Source organism: Acaryochloris sp. 'Moss Beach', assembly GCF_021497025.1.
Lineage (GTDB): Bacteria > Cyanobacteriota > Cyanobacteriia > Thermosynechococcales > Thermosynechococcaceae > Acaryochloris > Acaryochloris marina_A.
This window is the reverse complement of the sequence record NZ_CP071720.1, coordinates 22,488-44,152: the sequence shown is the minus strand read 5'-3', so window position 1 is coordinate 44,152 and position 21,665 is coordinate 22,488. Positions and strand designations below refer to the sequence as shown.

General features: G+C 46.0%; 9 protein-coding genes and 1 pseudogene. 7 read left to right on the top strand and 3 right to left on the bottom strand.

Annotated features, from left to right (window positions below):
* Window positions 1–457 precede the first annotated feature (457 nt).
* The 6 genes from HRE53_RS29995 (at window position 458) to HRE53_RS29970 (ending at window position 13,985) form a co-directional block, all read left to right on the top strand.
* Complete coding sequence (locus HRE53_RS29995; protein WP_235112176.1) at window positions 458–6,880, top strand: EAL domain-containing protein; 6,423 nt, start codon at window positions 458–460, stop codon at window positions 6,878–6,880.
* A 433-nt stretch (window positions 6,881–7,313) separates the two neighbouring features.
* Window positions 7,314–9,920: a glycogen/starch/alpha-glucan phosphorylase gene (locus HRE53_RS29990; RefSeq protein WP_396133510.1), complete on the top strand. Its 2,607-nt coding sequence runs from the start codon at window positions 7,314–7,316 to the stop codon at window positions 9,918–9,920.
* Window positions 9,921–9,954: 34 nt separating this feature from the next.
* Window positions 9,955–11,073 carry an ATP-grasp domain-containing protein gene (locus tag HRE53_RS29985; RefSeq protein WP_235112174.1) on the top strand — a complete coding sequence of 373 codons (1,119 nt, stop codon included), beginning with the start codon at window positions 9,955–9,957 and terminating at the stop codon, window positions 11,071–11,073.
* Window positions 11,074–11,244: 171 nt separating this feature from the next.
* Window positions 11,245–12,102, top strand: a complete 858-nt coding sequence (locus HRE53_RS29980; RefSeq protein ID WP_235112172.1) for a hypothetical protein — start codon at window positions 11,245–11,247, stop codon at window positions 12,100–12,102.
* Between the two features lie 501 nt (window positions 12,103–12,603).
* Window positions 12,604–12,777, top strand: coding sequence for a hypothetical protein (locus HRE53_RS29975; protein WP_235112170.1), 174 nt, complete (start codon window positions 12,604–12,606; stop codon window positions 12,775–12,777).
* Between the two features lie 62 nt (window positions 12,778–12,839).
* Window positions 12,840–13,985 (top strand): IS4 family transposase, encoded by a 1,146-nt coding sequence (locus HRE53_RS29970; protein ID WP_235112169.1) that lies wholly within the window; start codon window positions 12,840–12,842, stop codon window positions 13,983–13,985.
* A 68-nt stretch (window positions 13,986–14,053) separates the two neighbouring features.
* Here the strand turns inward: HRE53_RS29970 and HRE53_RS29965 are convergent, their stop codons facing one another.
* Window positions 14,054–15,253, bottom strand: coding sequence for an IS4 family transposase (locus HRE53_RS29965; protein ID WP_235112167.1), 1,200 nt, complete (start codon window positions 15,251–15,253; stop codon window positions 14,054–14,056).
* A gap of 3 nt (window positions 15,254–15,256) precedes the next feature.
* Here HRE53_RS29965 and HRE53_RS29960 point away from each other — a divergent pair.
* A pseudogene (locus HRE53_RS29960) lies at window positions 15,257–17,394 on the top strand (glutamine synthetase III).
* Window positions 17,395–17,555: 161 nt separating this feature from the next.
* On the opposite strand, the gene HRE53_RS29955 reads toward HRE53_RS29960, so the two are convergent.
* Together HRE53_RS29955 and HRE53_RS29950 are read right to left on the bottom strand one after the other, a co-directional pair.
* Window positions 17,556–19,316 (bottom strand): SulP family inorganic anion transporter, encoded by a 1,761-nt coding sequence (locus HRE53_RS29955; protein WP_235112166.1) that lies wholly within the window; start codon window positions 19,314–19,316, stop codon window positions 17,556–17,558.
* 65 nt (window positions 19,317–19,381) lie between these two features.
* Window positions 19,382–21,634 (bottom strand): SulP family inorganic anion transporter, encoded by a 2,253-nt coding sequence (locus HRE53_RS29950; protein WP_235112162.1) that lies wholly within the window; start codon window positions 21,632–21,634, stop codon window positions 19,382–19,384.
* Between the last annotated feature and the right edge of the window lie 31 nt (window positions 21,635–21,665).

Sequence of the window (21,665 nt, the reverse complement as noted above, 5' to 3'; positions counted from 1 at the left end):
ATTTAAGAGAGCCGGAGCAGGCCGATATTTCTCTTGATGTGTGAATCGTTAGATCAGCATTGGCAGGAGTGGCCCCATCATGATCAGCTTCAGGTGTAAGCTTTTCTTTGTAGTGGGTAGGCTTCAGTAATAGCTATAGATTATTTACACGTCCAGGTTTCTTCGCTACCTAACAGAGTATGCTCTACCTCATCTTGGTCGATTAGTGTCACTTTATCCGTCTAAGTGAGCGGCTAAACGAGGAAGCTTCCATGGGGGGAGATTGTCAGATCGTGTGACACTCTTCAACCGAAAGGGAAGAGCAACAGGAAAAATAAACTTAACCGAAAATCTTGAAGGAGCCTTCTCAACCCGATAGCTAGTTGCCCCTAATGGGTGCCTCCTAGTTCCCGCTACTATGATTGGTATACAAAATGCTCAAAATCTTGCGAGTTGTCATTCAATCATTTGATCGAATATGAAGTTCATTGGTAGCTATACAGTTGTTGAAGAGCTATTTGTGAGCGATAAAATCCTTATTTCTCGCTGCCAAGAAGACAACACTCAAGAATCCGTCATTCTTAAAACTTCCCGAAATGAGTATCCTAGCCTCGCTGAGCTAGCCTCATTTCGCAACCACTATTACCTAACCCGAGATCTGACTATTCCAGGCGTCATCCGTGCTCTCAAGCTCGAAGCATTGGGTCGAGGGTATGCCTTGATCCTAGAGGATGTAGGGGCAATATCGTTATCAAACTACCTGAAACAAGCCCAGCTGAATCTAGACCATTTTTTTGGAATCGCTCGCCAACTGGTCACGATATTGGGTGAACTCCATCACCGTTGCATTATTCATCGAGATATCAAGCCTGCCAATATTCTAATCCATCCCGATACAGGTGATATTTATCTGACAGACTTTAGTATTGCTTCCCGCCTCCCCCGTGAAGTGCAGATGCTGTGCAGCCCCAATCGATTGGAAGGCTCACTTCCCTATTTGTCGCCTGAGCAAACTGGACGGATGAATCGCAGTATTGACTACCGCAGCGATTTTTATGCCTTAGGAGTTTCATTCTTCGAGTTGCTCACGGGACAGCTTCCCTTCCAGGAAGAAGACCCAATAGCCTTGATTCACTGTCACATGGCGGTACAGCCCTCTTGTGTGAGTACTCACAACCCAGCAGTTCCATCTGTACTCTCAGCACTGGTGGCCAAGCTGATGGCTAAGAATCCAGAGGGGCGCTACCAGAGTGTCACTGGTCTTCAAGCTGACCTGGAAGCATGCCAGACTCGGTGGCAACGGACGGGCCAAATTGAGTCATTGGAACTCGGGCAATTAGATATTTCAGACCGGTTTTCACTACCAGAAACCCTTTATGGACGAGACCGTGAGGTCAGCCAGCTCCTGGGAGCCTTCGAGCGAGTGGCCCAAGGCCAGCGTGAATTGATGTTGGTGTCAGGCCATTCCGGCGTTGGTAAAACAGCCGTGGTCAATGAAGTTCACAAGCCAATTGTTCGACAGCGGGGCTACTTCATTCGCGGGAAATTTGATCAGTTTCAACGAGTCATTCCCTTGTCTGCATTCGCCCAGGGGCTGAGTGACTTGACCGCCCAACTGCTAAGCGAAAGTTCAGAAGCGATCTCCCTTTGGAAAGTGCAGATCCTCGACATAGCAGGTGACAATGGGCAGTTGCTCCTAGATCTTATTCCCCAGCTAGCATCTGTCCTTGGACCACAACCTGCTGTTTCCGAGCTGTTTGGCCTAGCAGCTCAAGAACGATTTAATCAATTGCTCAAAACCTTTATTCAGATCATTGCCACAGCAGAGCACCCACTGGTCATCTTTCTCGATGATTTGCAATGGGCAGATAGTGCATCCCTCCAATTTCTCCAATTCCTACTGAGCGATCCTGATGTCCAATATCTGTTGATTATTGGGGCCTATCGTGACAATGAGGTCAGTCCCTCCCATCCATTGATCTTTTTGCAGGATAATTTGCAGCAGCAGAATGTTGCACACACACTGCAACTCGCTCCCTTGCAATACGATGACTTAAATCAGTTAGTGGCCGACACCTTAAGTTGCTCCTCAGCCTTAGCCGCGCCATTAACGGAGCTTGTGTTCCAAAAAACAGAAGGCAGCCCTTTCTTTGCGACTCAGTTTTTACAATCCCTCTACAATCGCCAACTCCTTACCTACAGGCATTTAGGGGGGCACTGGCAGTTTGATATTGCCCAGGTCAAAGCCCTAGCCTCCAATGACAACATCATTACCTTGATGACCCAGCGGCTCCGGCAGCTCCCGGACACAACCCAACATATTCTGTGTCTAGCGGCCTGCCTGGGTAACCAATTTGATCTCGTAACTCTCGCCCTAGTCAGCGACAACTCCGTTTGGGAGACTGCAGACCTACTTTGGCCAGCATTAGAAGATGGATTGCTGTTGCCCACCTCAGAGGTCTACCGATTTTTCCAAGGCCACGAACAGACAATGAAAGCAGAGGGTGAGGTTGTCAAAGCTTTTCAGGAGGATCAAGCTCCCCAATATCGATTTCTGCACGATCGTGTACAACAAGCGGCCTATGCATTGATCCCATCTGCGGAACAAGCTAAAACCCATCAACTGATTGGCCAGCGATGGTTCTCTGGTCTCACTGAGCAGGATCGAGAAGCACATATCTTTGAGCTGGTGAGGCATCTCAATCTAGGTTATGCTGCGGACGCCCACGGGGTGGGACCTGTTCAAACAGCTCAACTCAATCTAATGGCTGCGAGAAGAGCTAAAGCCTCAGCCGCCTATGAAAGTGCGATCACCTACTGCAAAACCAGTCAAGCTTGTCTCCCGGACGAGAGCTGGCATCAGCAGCCTAAACTAACCTTCGAGGTCCAGTTTGAAACCCTACAAGTTGAATTCCTGCTGGGCCATTACGAAAAATCTGAAGCCATGGCCAAAGCCATACTGTTTCATCTCAATGAACCCCTAGAAGCGTCTAAAATCCAAGACTTCCTTGTCCGCTTCTATAGCGCTCAAAATCGCATGGCAGATGCGATTCAAAGTGGATTGCAGGCCCTCGAATGGCTTCAAATTAATCTGAGTGAAGACCTACCGCTGCAAAAAGCAATCAGAGTCTTGCCATTACCTACGCCAGACCAGGTTGCAAGACTCCCTTGCATGACGGACACCCTCCAAAAAATGGGATTACAGATTTTGATGAATCTCTGTACCCCAACTTATGCTGGTGATGCAGTGCTTTACCGCCGCGTGGTTTTTACGATGCTTCAGCTCTGCGAGCAGCAGGGCTATGCTGCCCCCGCTGCTCACGCTTACGTCTCCTATGCCATGCTCCTCTGTACCGATGCAGCTGCATTTGATCTGGGGTATCAAGCAGGCCAAATTGGTCTTTGCCTGGTGGAACGATTTCAGGCCAAAGCGCTGATGGTCAAAGCAAATCTGATTTGTAATGGCCAGATTCACCATTGGACGCAGCACCTCAGTCACACTCTAAGTGGCCTGGAAGCAGGTGTGGGTGCGGGGATTGAAGCGCAAGATTTGGAATTCGCCACCTATTGTCTTAATTTTCTCTTTCTGCATACTTACCGCACCACAGCTTCGATTGAAGCAACAGTACGCTATCAAGCTAAGTTTCTGGCACTACCCGCTATTCAGACCTACGAGCAGAATACCCCCCTCTTTTATGCTCGGATTTGGCATCAATATTTGCTGATTCTCACCCAAGACTCCGATCTAGAGGACTTTAATCCCACTCAGTTGGTGGGTCCTGCCTTTGATGAAATCATTGCCTTTCCCATAATGCAACAAATGAATGCCCGTATTTCTCTCGGGGCGTTCTTTTTGGCCAAGACCATTCTGGCCTATACCTTTGATGACTATCCATCAGCACTACGGCTAGCTGAGGATGCCGCAGACTATCTCACCGGACTGTCCTCAACTTTGGCACCGCTTCATAACGTTTATTACTCCCTTGCCCTGATAGCAATGCAGATGTCTGAGGCAACCTATGCCTGTAAGGACATGACTGAGAACACTACTGAGACTCATGTCGAGGGAACTGCTCAACTGGCCCAGATTGAACAAAATCAGCAGCGACTCCGACAGTGGGCTGAAAGTGCCCCCATGAACTATGCTCACCTTTATCAGCTGGTTGAAGCGGAACACTATCGCCTCCAAGGACAAACCCTAGCGGCCATGGCAGCTTACGATAATGCGATCGCCCTGGCTGATACACATGACTACGTTAATGACCAAGCTCTTGCCTACGAAAGGGCCGCCAATTTTTACCTCAGCTTAAATAAGCCCATCATTGCTCAAGCCTATGGCGGGCAAGCCTACTATGCCTATGCTCGCTGGGGTGCTCATGCCAAAGTTCTATGGATGCAAACTCACGATAGCAAGTTGCTTGACCCTCCCTTGCATCATGCTGTAAAGCCCACAATGACAGGTGGTGGGACAAAGAACCACGCAACCTTAATCGGGAGCAATGCCTCTGAGCAGCTAGATCTACAAGCTTTAATGCAAGCTGCAAGAGTAATCTCCCAAACGATACATGTAGATCAGCTCTTAGCAACCTTGCTCAAAGTGCTTCGAGAAAATACAGGCGCTGAAAAATGCACTTTAATCCTATCTCAGAATAACAAACTGATTATTCGAGCCCAATCCTCAAATCAAGGGTGCCAACTTCTGAATCAACCCATTGATTCGGGCCAGGCGATTCCACTAAATCTGATTCACTCCGTTGCCCATACTCTGACAGTATTCCTCAGCCACAAGGCAGCTAGCGAACCCCGTTTACTCAATGAGCCCTACATTCAGAAACACCAGCCCCAATCGATTCTCTGTGTACCTTTGCTCAACCAAGGAAGTTTGATAGGGCTTGTCTATTTAGAAAATACCTTAGCTGCTGAAGTCTTCACCGATGAACGTCTTGAAATCATTAAGCTTATCTGTGCTCAAGCGGCAATCTCCCTAGAAAATGCCACTTTATATGCCCAGGAACAGCAGCACCAGCAAGTGCTCAGAGACAAAAATTCGGCACTAGAACAAGCTGTTCAAGATTTAAAGTCCGCGAAAAAGCAGATTACCCACCTCAATCAAGATTTAGAACAGAAAATTAAAAATAGAACAGCAGAATTAGTGTCCGCTAATCAAACACTTCAAGAGCAAATCTATCAACGACAGCAGGCCCAACAGCAACTCAAAGAGCGGAAGGCTCAGTTTGCCAGTATTCTCAACAACTTAGAAGAAATTGTTTGGTCAGTTTCAGCGCAAACAGGGCAGACTTTCTATCTCAATCCAGTAGCTGAAAAGGTTTATGGTCGCCCTCTACAAGAATTGATCGCTTATTCGAAGCCTTGGCAGTTATCCCTACACCCTGAGGACAAAATCCGTGTTGAGCAGCAGTTCTCCTGCCTATTAGAAAAAGGAGAAATACAGACTGAGTACCGTATTATCCGACCCAATGGAGAAGCATGTTGGTTGACTAACTTTGCCAAGGTCAATTACGACGATAAGCACCAACCTATTCGCATTGATTACACATTGAGCGATATCACCGCATATAAACAAGCCGAGAATAAGCTTATTTATGATGCAATGCACGATAAATTAACGGGGTTACCTAATCGAACCTTGATCACGGAACGAGCTGAACAGAGACTACAGCGCACCTATCGCAACCCCGATCATAAATTCTCTCTGCTGTTCATTGATTTTGATCGATTCAAAGTGGTCAACGATAGCTTAGGGCACCGCATAGGTGATCGCTTGTTGATTTTCTGTGCTCAAGTGCTAAAAAAGTCAGTTCGTAGTCAAGATACGGTGGCGAGAATTGGGGGAGATGAGTTTGTCATTCTGCTTGACAGTGTTGATGATGAAAACCATATTGCCATCGAGGTCGCTCAACGAATCCAGTTGCATTTTCAAGGCGAAATTCTTATCGATGACCATACTATTTTCACCAGTGCAAGTATCGGTATTGTGTTGGGCAGTGCTGACTATACTCAGGTGTCTGATTTATTTCAGGATGCAGACATTGCCATGTATCGAGCTAAGGCAAACGGGAGAGCGTGCCATGAAGTCTTTTCGCCAGCGATGCGTACCCAGGCCCTTGAAGTTTTACATACCGGAAATGACTTACGTTTGGCCATCGAGCGGAATCAGCTTGTGCTGTATTATCAGCCCATTGTCTCCCTCAGCGATCTGCAGTGTACTGGATATGAAGCCCTGATCCGTTGGCAGCACCCAGAACGGGGGTTATTATTGCCAGAACAATTTCTCCCTATTGCTCTAGACAGTGATCTGATGGAACCTCTGGGATTTTGGGTGCTTTGCGAAGCCTGTCGTCAGATGGGAGAGTGGACGCGAATAATGCCGCAGTTTCGCAACCTTAAAATTAACGTTAATGTTTCAGAACAATTAATTTGTAGTCCCGACTTTCTAGAGTTAATAAATGAAAGTTTATCGGCTGCAGGTCTATCCCCACAGTCTCTCAGCTTGGAACTCGTGGAAGCAACACTCATGAATGAAAATGGAGAAGTGAGTCAAATTCTCAACCAACTTTGGCAGCAGCAGGTCAATATTGCAGTTGATGACTTTGGCACGGGGTATTCTTCTTTGAGCTATCTTCGTCGGTTTCCAATTAGTGAGATTAAAATTGACCGCTCCTTCATTCGGGAGATCAACGATAATTCTGAAAGTCTTGAAATTACCCGAACTATCATCACTTTGGCAAAAATCTTGGGGAAAATAGTGATTGCTGAAGGCATTGAAACTCAGGGGCAGCTTGAGCAGTTAATAGCACTGGGCTGTGACCTAGGGCAGGGTTTCTTGTTCTGTCGTCCATGCCCAGCTGAAGCTGTAGAACCTATTTGGAATTCTTTATGACAAACAAGTGGTGGGCTGAGATGATCTCACCTGACTACCTATCCGGACTGGTTAGGTGAGATTATCTCAGCCCCTTTGATGGAATACGTTGTAATTCAGTGAATCTGGAACTACATAACCCGTAAACCAAGGCGCACGACTAGACTCATCACTGAAACAGATATCTTGCCGCCTATCCCTCCGGTGAGCCTATCTGCACAATTGGCCTCCGAGATCTATTGCACAAAATCTTGTTGCTGACGAAACAACCTAGAAAGTCATGGTTGTTACCAAAGCGTGTGCCAAGCTCTGAGATTATTTCATAAGTCTTTACCAACGGTTGACTACTAAAGTCAGCTCAGACAAGAGCTGTACGTCATATTTAAGGATAATGATGGACTTTGGTGAATAGCCGGAGATAAGGATCAATGCCAACGACTCTCAGGATTCCATAATGATTCATTCGGCCTCTGTAAAATCGTCTCAGGATAATCAGCAGTTGAATGACTCACTCGTTGAGCACGAAATTTTAAGAACTAATCATCGGACCGGGATGAGCGTTGCAGACCTCAAGCAGGCCTTTCTCGATAATCTGTTCTATGACCAAGGAAAGTTTCCAGCCCTAGCAACCCAGCGTGACTACTATATGGCCCTGGCCTATACAGTTAGAGATCGGCTGCTACAACGTTGGAACCATACTGCGGCTACCTATACGGAACAGGGCTCACGAACAGTGGCCTACTTCTCAGCAGAGTTCCTAATGGGGCCGCAGTTAGGGAAAAATCTGAATAGCCTCGGTATCTATAATCAGGTGCAAACGGCTATCACAGAGCTAGGTCTAGATTTTGAAGTAATGCTTGCTGAAGAAGCTGAGCCGGGGCTAGGGAATGGTGGACTGGGTCGGCTAGCTGCCTGCTATCTTGACTCTCTAGCAACTTTAGAAATTCCCTCCTTGGGATACGGCATTCGCTATGAGTTTGGTATTTTTCAGCAAGATCTTCAAGATGGCTGGCAAGTAGAAAAAACTGATAAATGGCTGCGACTCGGCAATCCCTGGGAACTCAAACGGCCTGAGTGGGAAGTTGAAGTGAAATTTGGGGGACACACGGATACCTATATCGATGATAAGGGTTGCTACGGAGTTAGATGGATTCCAGATCAGGTAGTGAGTGGAATCCCCTATGACACACCAATCCTGGGCTATCAGACTGCTACTGCTAACACTTTGCGTCTATGGACAGCAGAGGCACCAGAGTCCTTTAACTTTGAGTCTTTCAATTCTGGAGACTATTTAGGAGCTGTCTATGAAAAAGTAATCTCTGAGAATATTTCCAAAGTTCTCTACCCTAATGATGACTCCTCTCAAGGTAAACAGTTACGGTTAACCCAGCAGTACTTTTTTGTCGCCTGTTCTCTCCAAGACATGTTGAGAATCCTTTTAGGTCAGGGGTTCCCACTGGAGAAGTTCGCCGATAAATTCGCCGTGCAGCTGAATGATACTCATCCTGCTATTGCCGTAGTAGAACTGATGCGACTGTTTGTCGATGAGCATCATTTGGGATGGGAACAGGCTTGGTCTATTACTCAAAGAACGTTTGGATATACCAATCACACACTTTTACCTGAGGCATTAGAGCGTTGGCCAGTAGAGCTGTTTGAACATCTTTTACCCAGACATTTGCAACTCATTTACGAGATCAACCATCGCTTTATTGACGAAGTCCGCATCAAGTTCCCTGGTGACGAAGCTCGTCTAACCCGCTTATCTCTTATTGATGAAACGGGTGAACGGTCTATCCGAATGGCGCATCTTGCCTGTGTTGGTAGTCATACCATTAATGGGGTAGCTGCTCTGCATACTGAACTCCTTAAACAGGATGTTCTCCAAGACTTTTATGCCATGTATCCTCACAAATTTCAGAACAAAACAAATGGGGTGACACCGCGACGATTTATGGTCTTGAGTAATCCTAAACTCACGGATTTAATTACCACCAAAATAGGCGATCAGTGGATCAGATCTTTAGAGCAACTTCAGCAGCTAGAAGTCTTTACCGATGACCCACCGTTTCAAGACAGCTGGCGAGAGGTAAAACTCAATTGCAAACGGGAATTAGCAGTTTTGATCCAGCAGCAAACGGGAATTATTGTTGACCCCAACTCAATGTTTGACATACTCATCAAGCGATTTCATGAGTACAAACGGCAGCACTTGAAGGTGCTACATATTATTGCCCTTTATAACCGCATTAAGGCCAATCCAGATATCGATATTACCCCTCGTACTTTCATCTTTGGGGGTAAAGCGGCTCCTGGCTATTGGATGGCTAAGCTGATCATCAAACTGATTAACTCTGTAGCGGATGTGGTTAATCGAGATCCAGATGTTCGTGGGCGGCTAAAAGTAGTTTTTATGAAAAACTTTAGCGTCAAACTGGCTCAGCACCTCTATCCTGCGGCTGATCTGTCGGAACAAATCTCCACTGCGGGTAAGGAAGCATCAGGCACTGGGAATATGAAATTTGCTCTTAATGGTGCACTCACCGTGGGTACTTTAGATGGCGCTAACGTCGAAATTCGCGAACAAGTCGGTGCTGAAAACTTTTTCCTATTTGGTCTGACGACAGAGCAGATATATGAAATGCGGTCTAAAGGCTATGATCCTCAAACCTACTATCAATCCAATCCAGAACTGAAACTAGCCATCGATAGAATCTCATCTGGGTTTTTCTCAAGCGGTGATACAGAAGTGTTCAAATCCCTGACTGATTCACTCTTGTATCACGATCCCTATTTCTTGCTGGCCGATTTTCAGTCCTATCTCAACATTCAAGAACAAGTGGACTTGGCCTTTAGGGATACAGCTCGTTGGACTCAGATGTCAGTATTGAACGTAGCTCGTGCAGGCATCTTTTCTTCAGATCGTGCCATTCAAGAATATTGTGATCAGATCTGGAATATCAAGCCTACCAAGGTGAAATTACCTTTTAGTAATAGCCAAGAGAGTCCAGATGCTCCCACCAATAGCAAGCAAATTTCAACGGCAGGGAAAATAAATTGATGGATACTTCTTTCAGCAGCAAAGGTGATTCATCATGAGAATTTACAACCACGACATCATGACCTGCACCCAAGAACAGGTAGAGGGAAATCACCTATACTCTGGTCGAGTGCTTGGAATGACGAATGCGGAGGATGTCATTCAACTGCACTCAGATCTTAAGCCTGAGTGGAAAGCTATTACTGCACATTACCAACGGGTCGGACTAGACTCTAGTAATACTGTTATTTGGGATGTGTCCTTAGAACAGTTAGAAGCTTATCCTGATCATGTTCCCTCGGTATTTTATTTTGGTGATGCTGTTCAAGACAACAGCTCTTGTGCCCAGTACTTTGAGCAACTCAACCAAGACTGGTATCAAGTGGTGGCGTATATGAACTCCAAAAACAACTTTATGAGGCTGGCACAAGAATTAGGAGTGGCTATTCCCCAAACACACTGTTTTGAAGATAATAGTGTAATTCTGGGTGAAATGCCTTGTCCTTGTTACCTCAAACCCTCTGTATCAGTAGATGGTGTGGGTATTGTCCGTTGTGAAACGAAAGAACAGCTCAATCAAGCTATAAAGCACTTACCTCAAAATGCATCATTCCAAATTCAAGAAGAAATTGTTGCATCAGCCTTTTTAAATTTGCAATATCAGGTAGGTACTCAAGGGGCTGAAAGGTTAGCAGCCTCAGAACAAATTCTAGATGGTTGTGCTCATGGGGGTAATCGCTTTCCTGCCAATCACCAGCCCTGGGATTTAGTTGAACCCATGGCCCAATGGATGGCGGTGAAAGGAATGAAAGATGTGTTCGCCTTTGACGTAGCTGTTGATGAACGGGGCGCGGAACCTCGTTATTTAGCGATTGAGTGTAATCCAAGATTTAATGGTGCTTCTTATCCCACTGGTGTTGCTCATAAGCTGGGAATCACTCAATGGTCCTGTGAAACCTTTAGAACTAAATACCACTCTCTTGATCAGATTGACCTTAACGGTATTGAGTATAATCCCACAACACAAACTGGCGTGATTCTTATCAACTGGGGGCCGATTCAGATTGGTAAGCTCGTCATTTTGATAGCTGGGACTAGAGAAAAACAGAACCATCTGAGGGAACAGTTACAAGTCAGATTGGCAGCGAAGGAAGGAACGAACCATCGAATATGATCGGGAGAGAAGCTAGCAAAAACTTCATTTAGGTATCAAGCCGTAGCAGATGATACGAAATTCAGTCACTCTTAATGCAATTTTCATATGAACCCATTGCATTCTAGAGGTTAAAAGCTTTAAAACTAAGTCAGTCTAAATTCGTCTGAAGTATAGGAACAAGGTCTTTCTATGTTCGATTCTTGCTTACTTAGACAGCACAAAGATTTATACGAACAGTGTTTAGAACAGTTGTTACCCATAGCGAGCGAGCGAGTGCAAGCTGTTGAGAGGGACTGGTGGGATCTTGACAGCTTCCTAGGGCTAGCGTTTCATATGCTTTTAAGTGAAGCAGATCCTCAATTGCGTACTCAGGTAGTACAGCTATTGCCGAAGTTTGGTGCAGAAGCTGTCCCTACATTGCTCATGATTGTCGAGCAACAGACATTAGATGATGAGTTAAGAACTCTAGCTGATTCCACACTCAGTAAAATTAATACGGATGAACTCGTCATTGGATTGATTGATACGCTTAATGCAACCGAAGATGACATTTTTGATGCCCCAGTGGCCAAGAGATTGGCTGAGATGGGTACAGTGGCAACAGACGCGATAGCATCACTATTTGCAGACCCAGAATGGCAAGGACTGGCACTGAGGATAATGACTCAATTCCAACAAATGCAGCACCAACAGCTGGCAAACCTTGAGGAGGTGTTCGAGAATAGTCCAGCTCTTAAACACCCAGATCCCGAGAATAACATTGGTCAAACGGCTGAATCTTTGCTGAAAGCAGCAGCTAAAGCCGAAACTTTTTCCTATAGACAGGCCATTGCTCTATATACAGAAGCGATTCAGATTTATCCTGATGATGCTCGGGCCTATGGTGGCCGGGGTCTATTGCGCTCTAACTTAGGAGATAAACAAGGGGCTATTGTTGATTTTAGCCATGCTGCTCAACTATTCCAGAAACAAGGAAAAACAGCAAATTTTGAGATTGCTCTTGGATACCTCAACTCAATGGCCAGCCGAGTCCCAAACCTAGCTTAGTTAACTCCCAAAATCGATAAATGGGGGGTATTAGCAAGCGGTCTTGGATGGTGACCACGACCAATTGACAGCGGTAGCTATGAAAATCGTTCGAATTGCAAATTTGTTGGATGACCTGCTTCATGCCAAGACTGGGACGTTTCGTTTTGCTGAGCTTAATCCAGAACTTCAATCCTTTTGAAGACTTTGCCAAAATTATCCGTCGGGTAGAGAGGACTCCTTCGATACTAGAAGCGTAAATAATCTATAGCTGTTGCCAAAGCCTATGCACTGCTCAGGAAAAGCTACATCTTAAGCTGCACTTTTTATACATTAAATTCATGATTTATAGAATCAGAATGAACCAAATTTCAAGGTTTCATAAAAATAGCTACAGATTATTTACACTTCCTCCTCTATTGTCCTGATAGAAATAGAAGATTAGCACTTTGGTATCTTCGTTATCTACTTTGAGGAATAGTTTTGAATATCATCAGATAGTTTAAGTCCTGAGGAATCATCATGAGTGGGAATGAAGCCCGAGTCTTAGCCGTCCACCAAATTACCAATCGGGAATTGATGCCACCTAAACCTCCAGAATCTCTAGAGAAAATTTGGGCTGAGAACGTCTTCAACTTGAGTAAGATGCCTGAAGGGGCGACATGCGCCGTAAACCTCTTGCTATTCGTGCAATAACCCGATAGATAAGAAAAAAAGATGGGCTGCAAATGATGTATCTCCAGCTCACCTTATTGACAATGATATTGCCACTATACCAACCTCATTTACGCCGTCAACTGTCTCCTGCCCAGTATCTTCTCCTAGAGATCCTCGTTCATCTATTACAAACACTTCGCTGCGTCAAAATCGAGACGCTAGCAGAAGGGCTGCCACTGCCGATTCTTTTTGACAGTCGCCGAAAAAAAATCCAACGGTTCTTATCCTTACCGACCCTTGAGCTTGAAACGCTTTGGCTACCGCTGGTTAAGCTGTGGCTGAGCCAGCAGTATCCTCAAGGCTCCCAGCTTTATGTCGTCATCGACCGTACGAGTTGGGGAGTGATTAATCTATTGATGGTCAGCGTGGTCTGGCAACATCGCGCTATTCCCGTATGGTGTGAAGCCCTCTGCAAAAAGGGCAGCAGCAATTATGACGAGCAAACCGCTGTTTTAAGCAAAGTTATCCGCCATTTATCAGCCTATCGTCTGGTCATCCTCGGTGACCGAGAGTTTTGTTCCGTCAAGCTGGGGCAGTGGTTAGGCCAACAGAAGGTCTACTTTTGTCTGCGACTCAAGCGCAATACCGAAGTGGCTCTGGCCCAGCAGTTTACTCAACAACTCCAACAGTTTGGCCTTGTCCCAGGTCAAAAGCTATTTCTCAATGATGTGCGCGTCACTCAGGCTAAAGGCTTTGGAACTTTCAATGTAGCAGCCAAGTGGAAACGACGGTATCAGGGCTTTGCACCTGATGAAGCATGGTTTATTCTCACCAACTTCTGTGACCTCAATAGTGCTATCGTCAGCTACCAAAAACGCTTCTCTATCGAAGAAATGTTTCGGGACTTCAAGCAAGGAGGCTATTGTCTCGAAGGCTCTCAAGCCATGCAAGAACGGTTGGTGGCTATCGTTATTGTGATTGCCATTGCCTATACCAGTGCGGCACTGCAAGGGCAAAATCTCAAGCAAAAAGGACTACAGCGCTATATTACTAGACCCGAATCCACCACTTCACCGAACAAGCGTCATAGTGCATTCCGAGTCGGACTATCTGCTCATCTGTGGGCCATAACGGGGGATGGAGTTCTGGCTCGATTGGTGGATGAGCTAATGAAACTCTCTCCCAATAAGCTACCTGAGTATCAACGGGGGATGAGAGCGATGGAGCTTGTCTGTGCTGGGTTGTAGCCTTCATGTCGCCCCCTCAGGTAAGATGCAGGCAAGCTTGTCGAAAGTCTTAGCGGATGACAACGAAGCTATAAAGCCTGTTTTATAAGGGATAGAGCAGAGAACCCTCTCTGAAAATAGAGGCGTTTATGGGGTTTAAGCGCTATCAGACTTTGCACCCAATCAGCCCACAATTCCATGCCATAAATCCATCGTTGCCCATAGAGTCCAAGACTAAATTCACTCTGCCGTTGAGTCTTATCTTTATGCTCTTTAATCCGTCCAGCGTAAATATCCACTCCTAATTTTTTCATCCATTGCCCATGCAGCGTAGCCAAGGTATAAGCCATGGCAATCAACAAAACTAAGGCCAGAAATCGGGTGTCATTCACTTTCGTATCTTCTAAGTTATAACCTCCTGTCTTACAATCCTTGAAAAGTTGTTCAATTCCCCAGCGACAAGAATAAATGTCCAGTGCTTGTTTGAGACTCGGCAGATTGGTCAAGATATACCAAGGCTCTTTCGGCCCCTTATTTCTATATTTGCGTTTCCAATAGACAGCCAGATTAAATGGCCCTAAGCCATCTCCTTTGTTGCACAAAACACCTGTATAGAATTTGGACATTCCCGGTTTAAAGCTCAGCTGTTTGAGCACCTGATACTCTTGATGGACTTCCTCTTGAAAATGACCGTCTTTCTTCTGTCTTAAAGCAAAAGATACACCCTCAGACTCAAGCCAGTCAGCTAGTTTAGGGCTATGGAACTCTCGATCTCCCAGGACAAGAACCGGATAATTCTTAAACAGATGTAGCACTGTTTTTAAGAGCCGTTGTTGAGTGGCTAGATTACTATTACCCACATGCTCTAAAACTTCCCAATACAGTGGAAGAGCATGGGTTCCCCAAATGATACTCACCATGAATATATTGCGACCTTTCCATTGGGTTCTATCTATCGCTATGATCCAATAGCCATATTTTCGATGTTTGAATTTCTTCAACCGACGACGATGCTCCCGATTTAATCCTCGTCCTGTTTGCTCTTGTCGAATCCAATATTTAATCAGGGGGAACCACAAAACTTTGATGCTCAGTTGTGGCAATACTAAAAAGCGTTGCAAGTTACGTTTTCGACTGGGATATTGAATCGGTTGAGGAAAGACACTGGCCAATATGGAGAGTTTTACCTGGCGATGAGCCTGTATCAGTAACAACAGAAGTTGGAGGGTTAGATACTGACTTTCACTCAGATGAGCACGGAGAGTTGTTTGGTATGATGCAGGGAACATTTTTTGAGATGGGAGTACGATTGTACTCCCTATTTTTTTGCCCTACTATTTTCTCAAGCTTCTGCCACGTATAGCCTACGGCGACCTTGTCCCCCGTTAAGGTCGAAAGTAGTCTTTAAATCGATCAAAAAGACCATTACCACGGGAGAAAAGCTCGATTTATCTGTTGCTGATGCGGTGGCGACAGCCATGCGAGATTGGGCAATCACCAAAGGTGCTCTTTACTATGCCCACGTGTTTTATCCCATGACTAACCTAACTGCGGAAAAGCATGACGGCTTCATCTCAGTTCAAGGGGATGGCAATATTATTTCAGAATTTTCTGGCAAGTTACTAGTTCAGGGAGAACCCGACGGGTCTTCCTTCCCCAATGGTGGTATTCGAGACACCTTTGAAGCCCGAGGTTATACCGGCTGGGATGTCACCAGTCCTGCCTACATCATGGAAACGGACAATGGGTCCACCCTTTGTATTCCTACTGTATTTGTCTCTTGGACTGGCGAAGCTTTAGACAAGAAAGTCCCCCCTGTTGCGATCCATCGCTGCCATGGACAAAGCTGCCAACAAAGTGCTACAGCTTTTGGGCCATAAGGATGTTGCTCATGTCAACTCAAGCTGTGGTGCCGAACAAGAATATTTCCTGATCGATGCGAACTTTACTAGCCAGAGGCCAGATTTGATGTTGGCTGGGCGAACCTTGTTTGGCAAAGCTCCTGCCAAAGGCCAGGAATTTGATGATCATTATTTTGGTGCGATTCCAGAACGGGTTCAGGTGTATATGCAGGATGTGGAGGAAACCCTCTACAAACTCGGCATCCCTGCCAAAACTCGACATAACGAAGTGGCCCCAGGGCAATTTGAAATTGCTCCCTTTTTTGAAGCAGCCAACGTGGCCAGCGATCATCAGCAGTTGCTCATGACAGTCCTAAAGCATACGGCCAAGAGGCATGGTTTTGTTTGTCTATTGCATGAAAAACCCTTTGCCGAGATTAACGGTTCGGGCAAACATGTGAACTGGTCTGTAGGCAATTCGACCCAAGGGAACCTGCTAAACCCAGGAGACTCACCGAATGAGAATGCCCAATTTCTGATCTTTTGTGGAGCTGTTATTCGAGGTGTTCACAAGTATGGTCCCCCTAATGCGAGCTGCGATCGCCACCGCCAGCAATGATCACCGCCTGGGTGCAAATGAGGCACCGCCTGCGATCATGTCTGTTTATTTGGGAACCCAATTAGAAGAAGTGTTCAATCAGATCAAACAGGGGTCAGTAAAAGACTCCAAGCCCAAAGGGGTGATGGATTTAGGGATTGATGTTCTCCCTCCCCTGACGAAAGATCCCGGTGATCGCAACCGCACCTCTCCCTTTGCCTTTACCGGCAATCGGTTTGAATTTCGAGCTGTGGGATCGAGTCAATCAGTATCTGGTCCTTTGATTGTTCTGAATACAATGCTGGCAGACTCCTTAGAATGGGTAGGCAATCGACTTGAAAGCGAATTAGCCAAAGGACTCGATCTGAATGTTGCCATCCTGGCAGTACTCAAAGAAGTAATGGAAGCCCATGGTGTCGTTGTCTTCGGAGGGAATGGCTATTCTGACGAGTGGCATAAAATGGCGGTTGAAGAGCGGGGCTTAGTCAACTTGCTGACGACAGCTGATGCCTTACCCTACTTGAAAGCTGAATTCATTGAAGACCTGTTTGAGAAAACAGGAGTGTTGACGCCTGTTGAACTGGAAAGTCGTTTTGAAGTCTACGCGGAGCAGTATATCCTCTCCATTGAGGTGGAGGCAAAGCTAGTCGCCAATATGGCCAAAACTATCATTTATCCTGCTGCAGTAGAGTACTTATCCAAGTTGTCCTCCACTATTTCCAGTTTGGCCAATTTAGGTATTGATTGTGAAAAGGAGAGTGCCAAGACAATTGCCGAACTCACCAATTCTATGGCTGCAGCCACAAGCAAGTTAATTACAGCAGCAGAAAAGCATGACTTTGCTTCGACAGAAGCTCAGATGATGTATTGTGCGAAAACGATCCGTCCGCTAATGGACGAAGTGCGCTCCTATGCAGATGCTTTAGAAGGTGAAGTCGCAGATAGTTTCTGGCCCTTGCCGACGTATCAAGAAATGTTATTTATCAAGTGACTGTCTGCCCATAGGAGTAAGAATCAAACTCACTTGAGGCCAGCTTCCAGTGAGTTTCCTGAGCAGAATGTCGTCATTTGGCCGATAACCGCAATCATGGAGTCACAGTATCGGTTCTTTAAGCAACAAAATATTTACTTAAGAAATAATATTGACCCGTCTTATCGATTAGGCTGCCAAAGTACGCAGTAATCACTCTCTAGATCTAATCCTTGTCCACGGATTAACTTTTTCTGCAAGGGTTCAGATACCTGGCTAAAGACTAAGGTAAATTGCTCATCCTGGGCAAGTTTCAGGAGCTTATTAAAGCTAAGGACTGCCGAAGCATCAAGGCCGAGAACTGATTGAAAATTTAGAATAAAACCGTCAGGTGTATTACCCGTTTGGGAGTACAGGATGCGAGATCGCAGCTTTTGAAATAAGAACGTCGCATTTCCGAAAAACAGAAATCCCTGCAAATCGATCCATTCAAGTTTACCGTGGGGATGAGTAAGCTCTGCTGCGGCCATCACGGACTTATTCTTGGTCGTTATGACGTTGTTTTTACTTAAACCGTCCAATTCAATTGGGCTTTTCTGAGTACAGTTATATAGAAATTGGATGACGGTCATACAAAAGCCCACAACAATTCCCACCATAAACCCAACCCAGTTAATCACCACTAATGTCACCAGAATGGTGAAGTAATCGTCCCAAGCCAGCCTAAACCAAATCTTATACAGCCATTGCCAAAGCAAATCTAATCCTAAAAACAACAGTAGACTACCCAATATTGGTTTTGGGAAATAGGCCAAAAAAGCAGGCCCCAGAAATAGCACCGCAATGCAAGGCAACGCTTTAAACAGACCGGTTAATCGACTGGCAGCACCCATTTTATGCACTAAGAGGGTGCTAGGTAGCGCTTGATTGCCCGCCATTGTGCTACCTAATCCGGCTGCCAAATTAGCCATGCCCACAGCCCTTAATTCTCGATTGAGGTCTAAATCTTGACCGAGGGCTAATTCAATACCGCCATTTGTTAGTACCAGTGACAATAAACTCACAAACACCAAAAGACCAAGGATATCGCTGTGTTGAATAATGACATCCCAATGGACTTGCTCTAGACTTTGACGGGTCAAGGGTTGCCATAAATCCCCAGCTGGGAAGGGTCCTAATAACCACCCCCGATCTCGGATGGTAGTGAGGGGTACATGCGACTGCCACACCGCTCCATAAAAGAGGCCAGTGGCTGCAAACAAAATACCCGGCATGATCAGCGAATGACGAAATTGCTTGGTCATAATCAGTAGAACCAGGGCAATAATCAACCCTGTTCCCCAGTGCAATGCAGGATCAAGTTCAATAAACCAAGCCAGATTGGCAAACGTAAGAGGTTCTCCAGTCATGACTTGAATCGCCCCTCGAATTAGCAACCAGCCCGTCGCAGCCATAAACCCACCCACGACTGGATAGGGGATAAACTGTAGGGCATTTCCACCTCGGATAGTTCCCAACACCCAAAGGGTTGCACCTGTAAGCAGAGAGCCTAGGGCAATGGCAGCAACAACCGTCATTAAGATTTCGGGGTTGGATATTGATTCTGTCGCTAGGGTAGCTGCAATTTTTGCAGCTAGAATTGCCAATACAGCAGTGGGAGCTGCGAGTGGAGTGGCTATCATCCCAGGAAGTGAACTGGTGAGGGCAACCACAATGCTGATCGCTGCTGAGCTAAAGATGGCAATGCCCACACCGACATTAAGATGAATTGCAAGACTACCAGAAAAAATTAAGGCAGCATAGGAAATGGCCCGAATCACACCAATAATGCCTGTAATAGTGCCAGCCACAAAGCTAGAAAAAATTGATTCGAGCTTGAATTCCTGTAGGTAAGATTTAAAGAGATCGGGTTGGGACAACTTCTTGATTAATACAAACTTCATAAATAATGGCTGACTAAAAGGGTGATCTAAAAGGTTGAAAAATAAGGGACTTAGACATGCCTTGGCTACTGCATCACTTGAAGCTGCTGCTCACGACGACTGAGACTATCACAGAGGATTTTGACAATGTGAGCTTGAAGCAATTGAGCTAGATCAGATGATTCTGTTTGCATCTGTTCAAAGGTGTCTTTGGGCAAAGAGTAGAGTTGACAGGGCGTATCTGTAATTACGGAGGTTGATAAGGGCACTTTGCTAAAGAAACGCATTTCACCCAGGAGATGTCCACGAGTACAGGTTTGTAAACGCTTACTATGGCCATTGGTTTGTTCTAACAAGACGCTCACCTGACCTGATTCAATGAAATACAGCCCAGGAGCCCCATCACTTTGTCGAAAAATATAATGTCCAGCGGGAAATGACTGGACATTAAGGTAGGTCATAAAGCGTTGTGCCTGCTCTAGGGAGAGAAACTGATGGGCAAGCAGCTCAGTCATAGTGGTGAGAGCCTGGGCAGTAGGTGTCTCCAGAGATAGGGCTGCTGATAATATTTGTTGCTCGCACCATTCCAAACCTCGATCAATATCAGCAAAGATCTGATAGTGATTTGATTCAAAACTGATGTCTAGGCCTTGGTGAAAGACTTGTTCTAGGTTGGGTAGGAGATTTGTCAGGACTAGTGAAAAGTGATGCTGACGAGCCAGCTTCAAAATCTTGTCAAAGGTTAAAACAGCGGAGGAGTCTATCCCCTGAACCTGTCGAAAATCAATTACAACGTGTTCAAGAGGCTGAGCTGTATTCGTCAGTAATGGTAGGGACTGGTCAGGATTTTTATCCAACAAGCGATCGCGCACTTTGTTGAGCAGATAGTTTGCAGTTCCAAAGAATAAAAATCCCTGGAGTTCGAGTACGTAAATTTGGCTGCCGTTCTGGGTCAGAATCTGATTCTCTACGGGGCTGCGATCAACGTTACTACGGGTGGTGGCACCGGAAAACACTTGACGGGCAACATCAACTTGGCTATAGCAATACATAAACCAAATGACTGTACTCACAAAACCTGTCACAATCCCTTGCAAAAAGCCCACTGTATTTATCACAACTAGGGCAGCCCAAACGGTCATATAGTCCCACAGGGGAAGGGAAAAGTAGGCTTTGTATAGCCATTTCCATAGCAAGGATAGCCCTAAATAGAGAATCACACTGCCGAGAACCGCTTTGGGGAGGTAGGACAGAAAGCTAGAGCCAAGAGCCAGAACGGCAAGGGATGGAAGCACTGCAAAGAGGCTAGTGAGTCGATGTTTAGCACCGATATCGTTGACGAGCAAAGTGCTAGGTAAGGCTTGATTCCCCATCATGCCACCCCCCAGCCCTGTGGCTAGATTGGCTAATCCAATGGACTTCAGTTCACTATTGAGGTCTAAATCTTGACCAGTAACCAGTTCAATACTGCTATTGCTGAGCAGCAGCGACAAAAAACTAATTACCATGACGGTGAGGAGACCGCTGCTTTGATGGAGAATAGCACTCCAGTGGACCTGGGAAAATAACTGCAGAGTAATGGGTTGCCAAAGATGATCGGCTTGGGGGAAAGGACCCAAGAACCAACCGGCTGCACGAGCAGTTTCTAGTGATGTACCGCTTCCCAGAAGCATTAGATAAAATAAACCAGCACAGATCGCCAGGGTGAGGGGCATTACCCAAAATTGTTGCCAAAGGTGGGTGGCCATAAGCAGGGCGATCGCAAACACCAAACCCGGTACCCAGCACCACAGGATCTTAGGCTCAAAGAGCTGCTCTAGGGAAGACCAAGTTAACGGTATATCGGTTGTAATCTGCACAAACCCACGTGTCAGTAGCCATCCTGTCCCCGCCATGAATCCACCGATGACAGGATAGGGAATAACTCGAATGCGATTTCCCTGACGACAGAGGCCGAGGCACAACAATAATGCACCCGTCAGTAGTGCACTGATGGCAATCATAATCACTACTGTGGCCCTCACCTCAGCAGCGGGTTCTCCCTGTAGCTCTGTTGAAATACCCGCCGCTATCATCGCCAAAATAACGGTGGGAGCAGTCAATGGTGTAGCTATCATCCCTGGTAGGGTACTAGTAAGAGCAACGATGACCAGAGTCACCGCTGTGCTAAAGACCGTGAGGCCTAAACCCACGGGCAGGTGAATGGCTAACGCCCCAGAGAAAATTAAACTGGCATAGGAAATAGCTCGGATAACCCCAATAGTTCCTGTTACGATTCCTGCAGTCCCGCTTGTAATTAGAATTTGAGGTTGCAGCATTTCTCGAAGAGATTGTTGCAAAGAAGAGGGGTTCGAAGTTGTCACCAAAGGT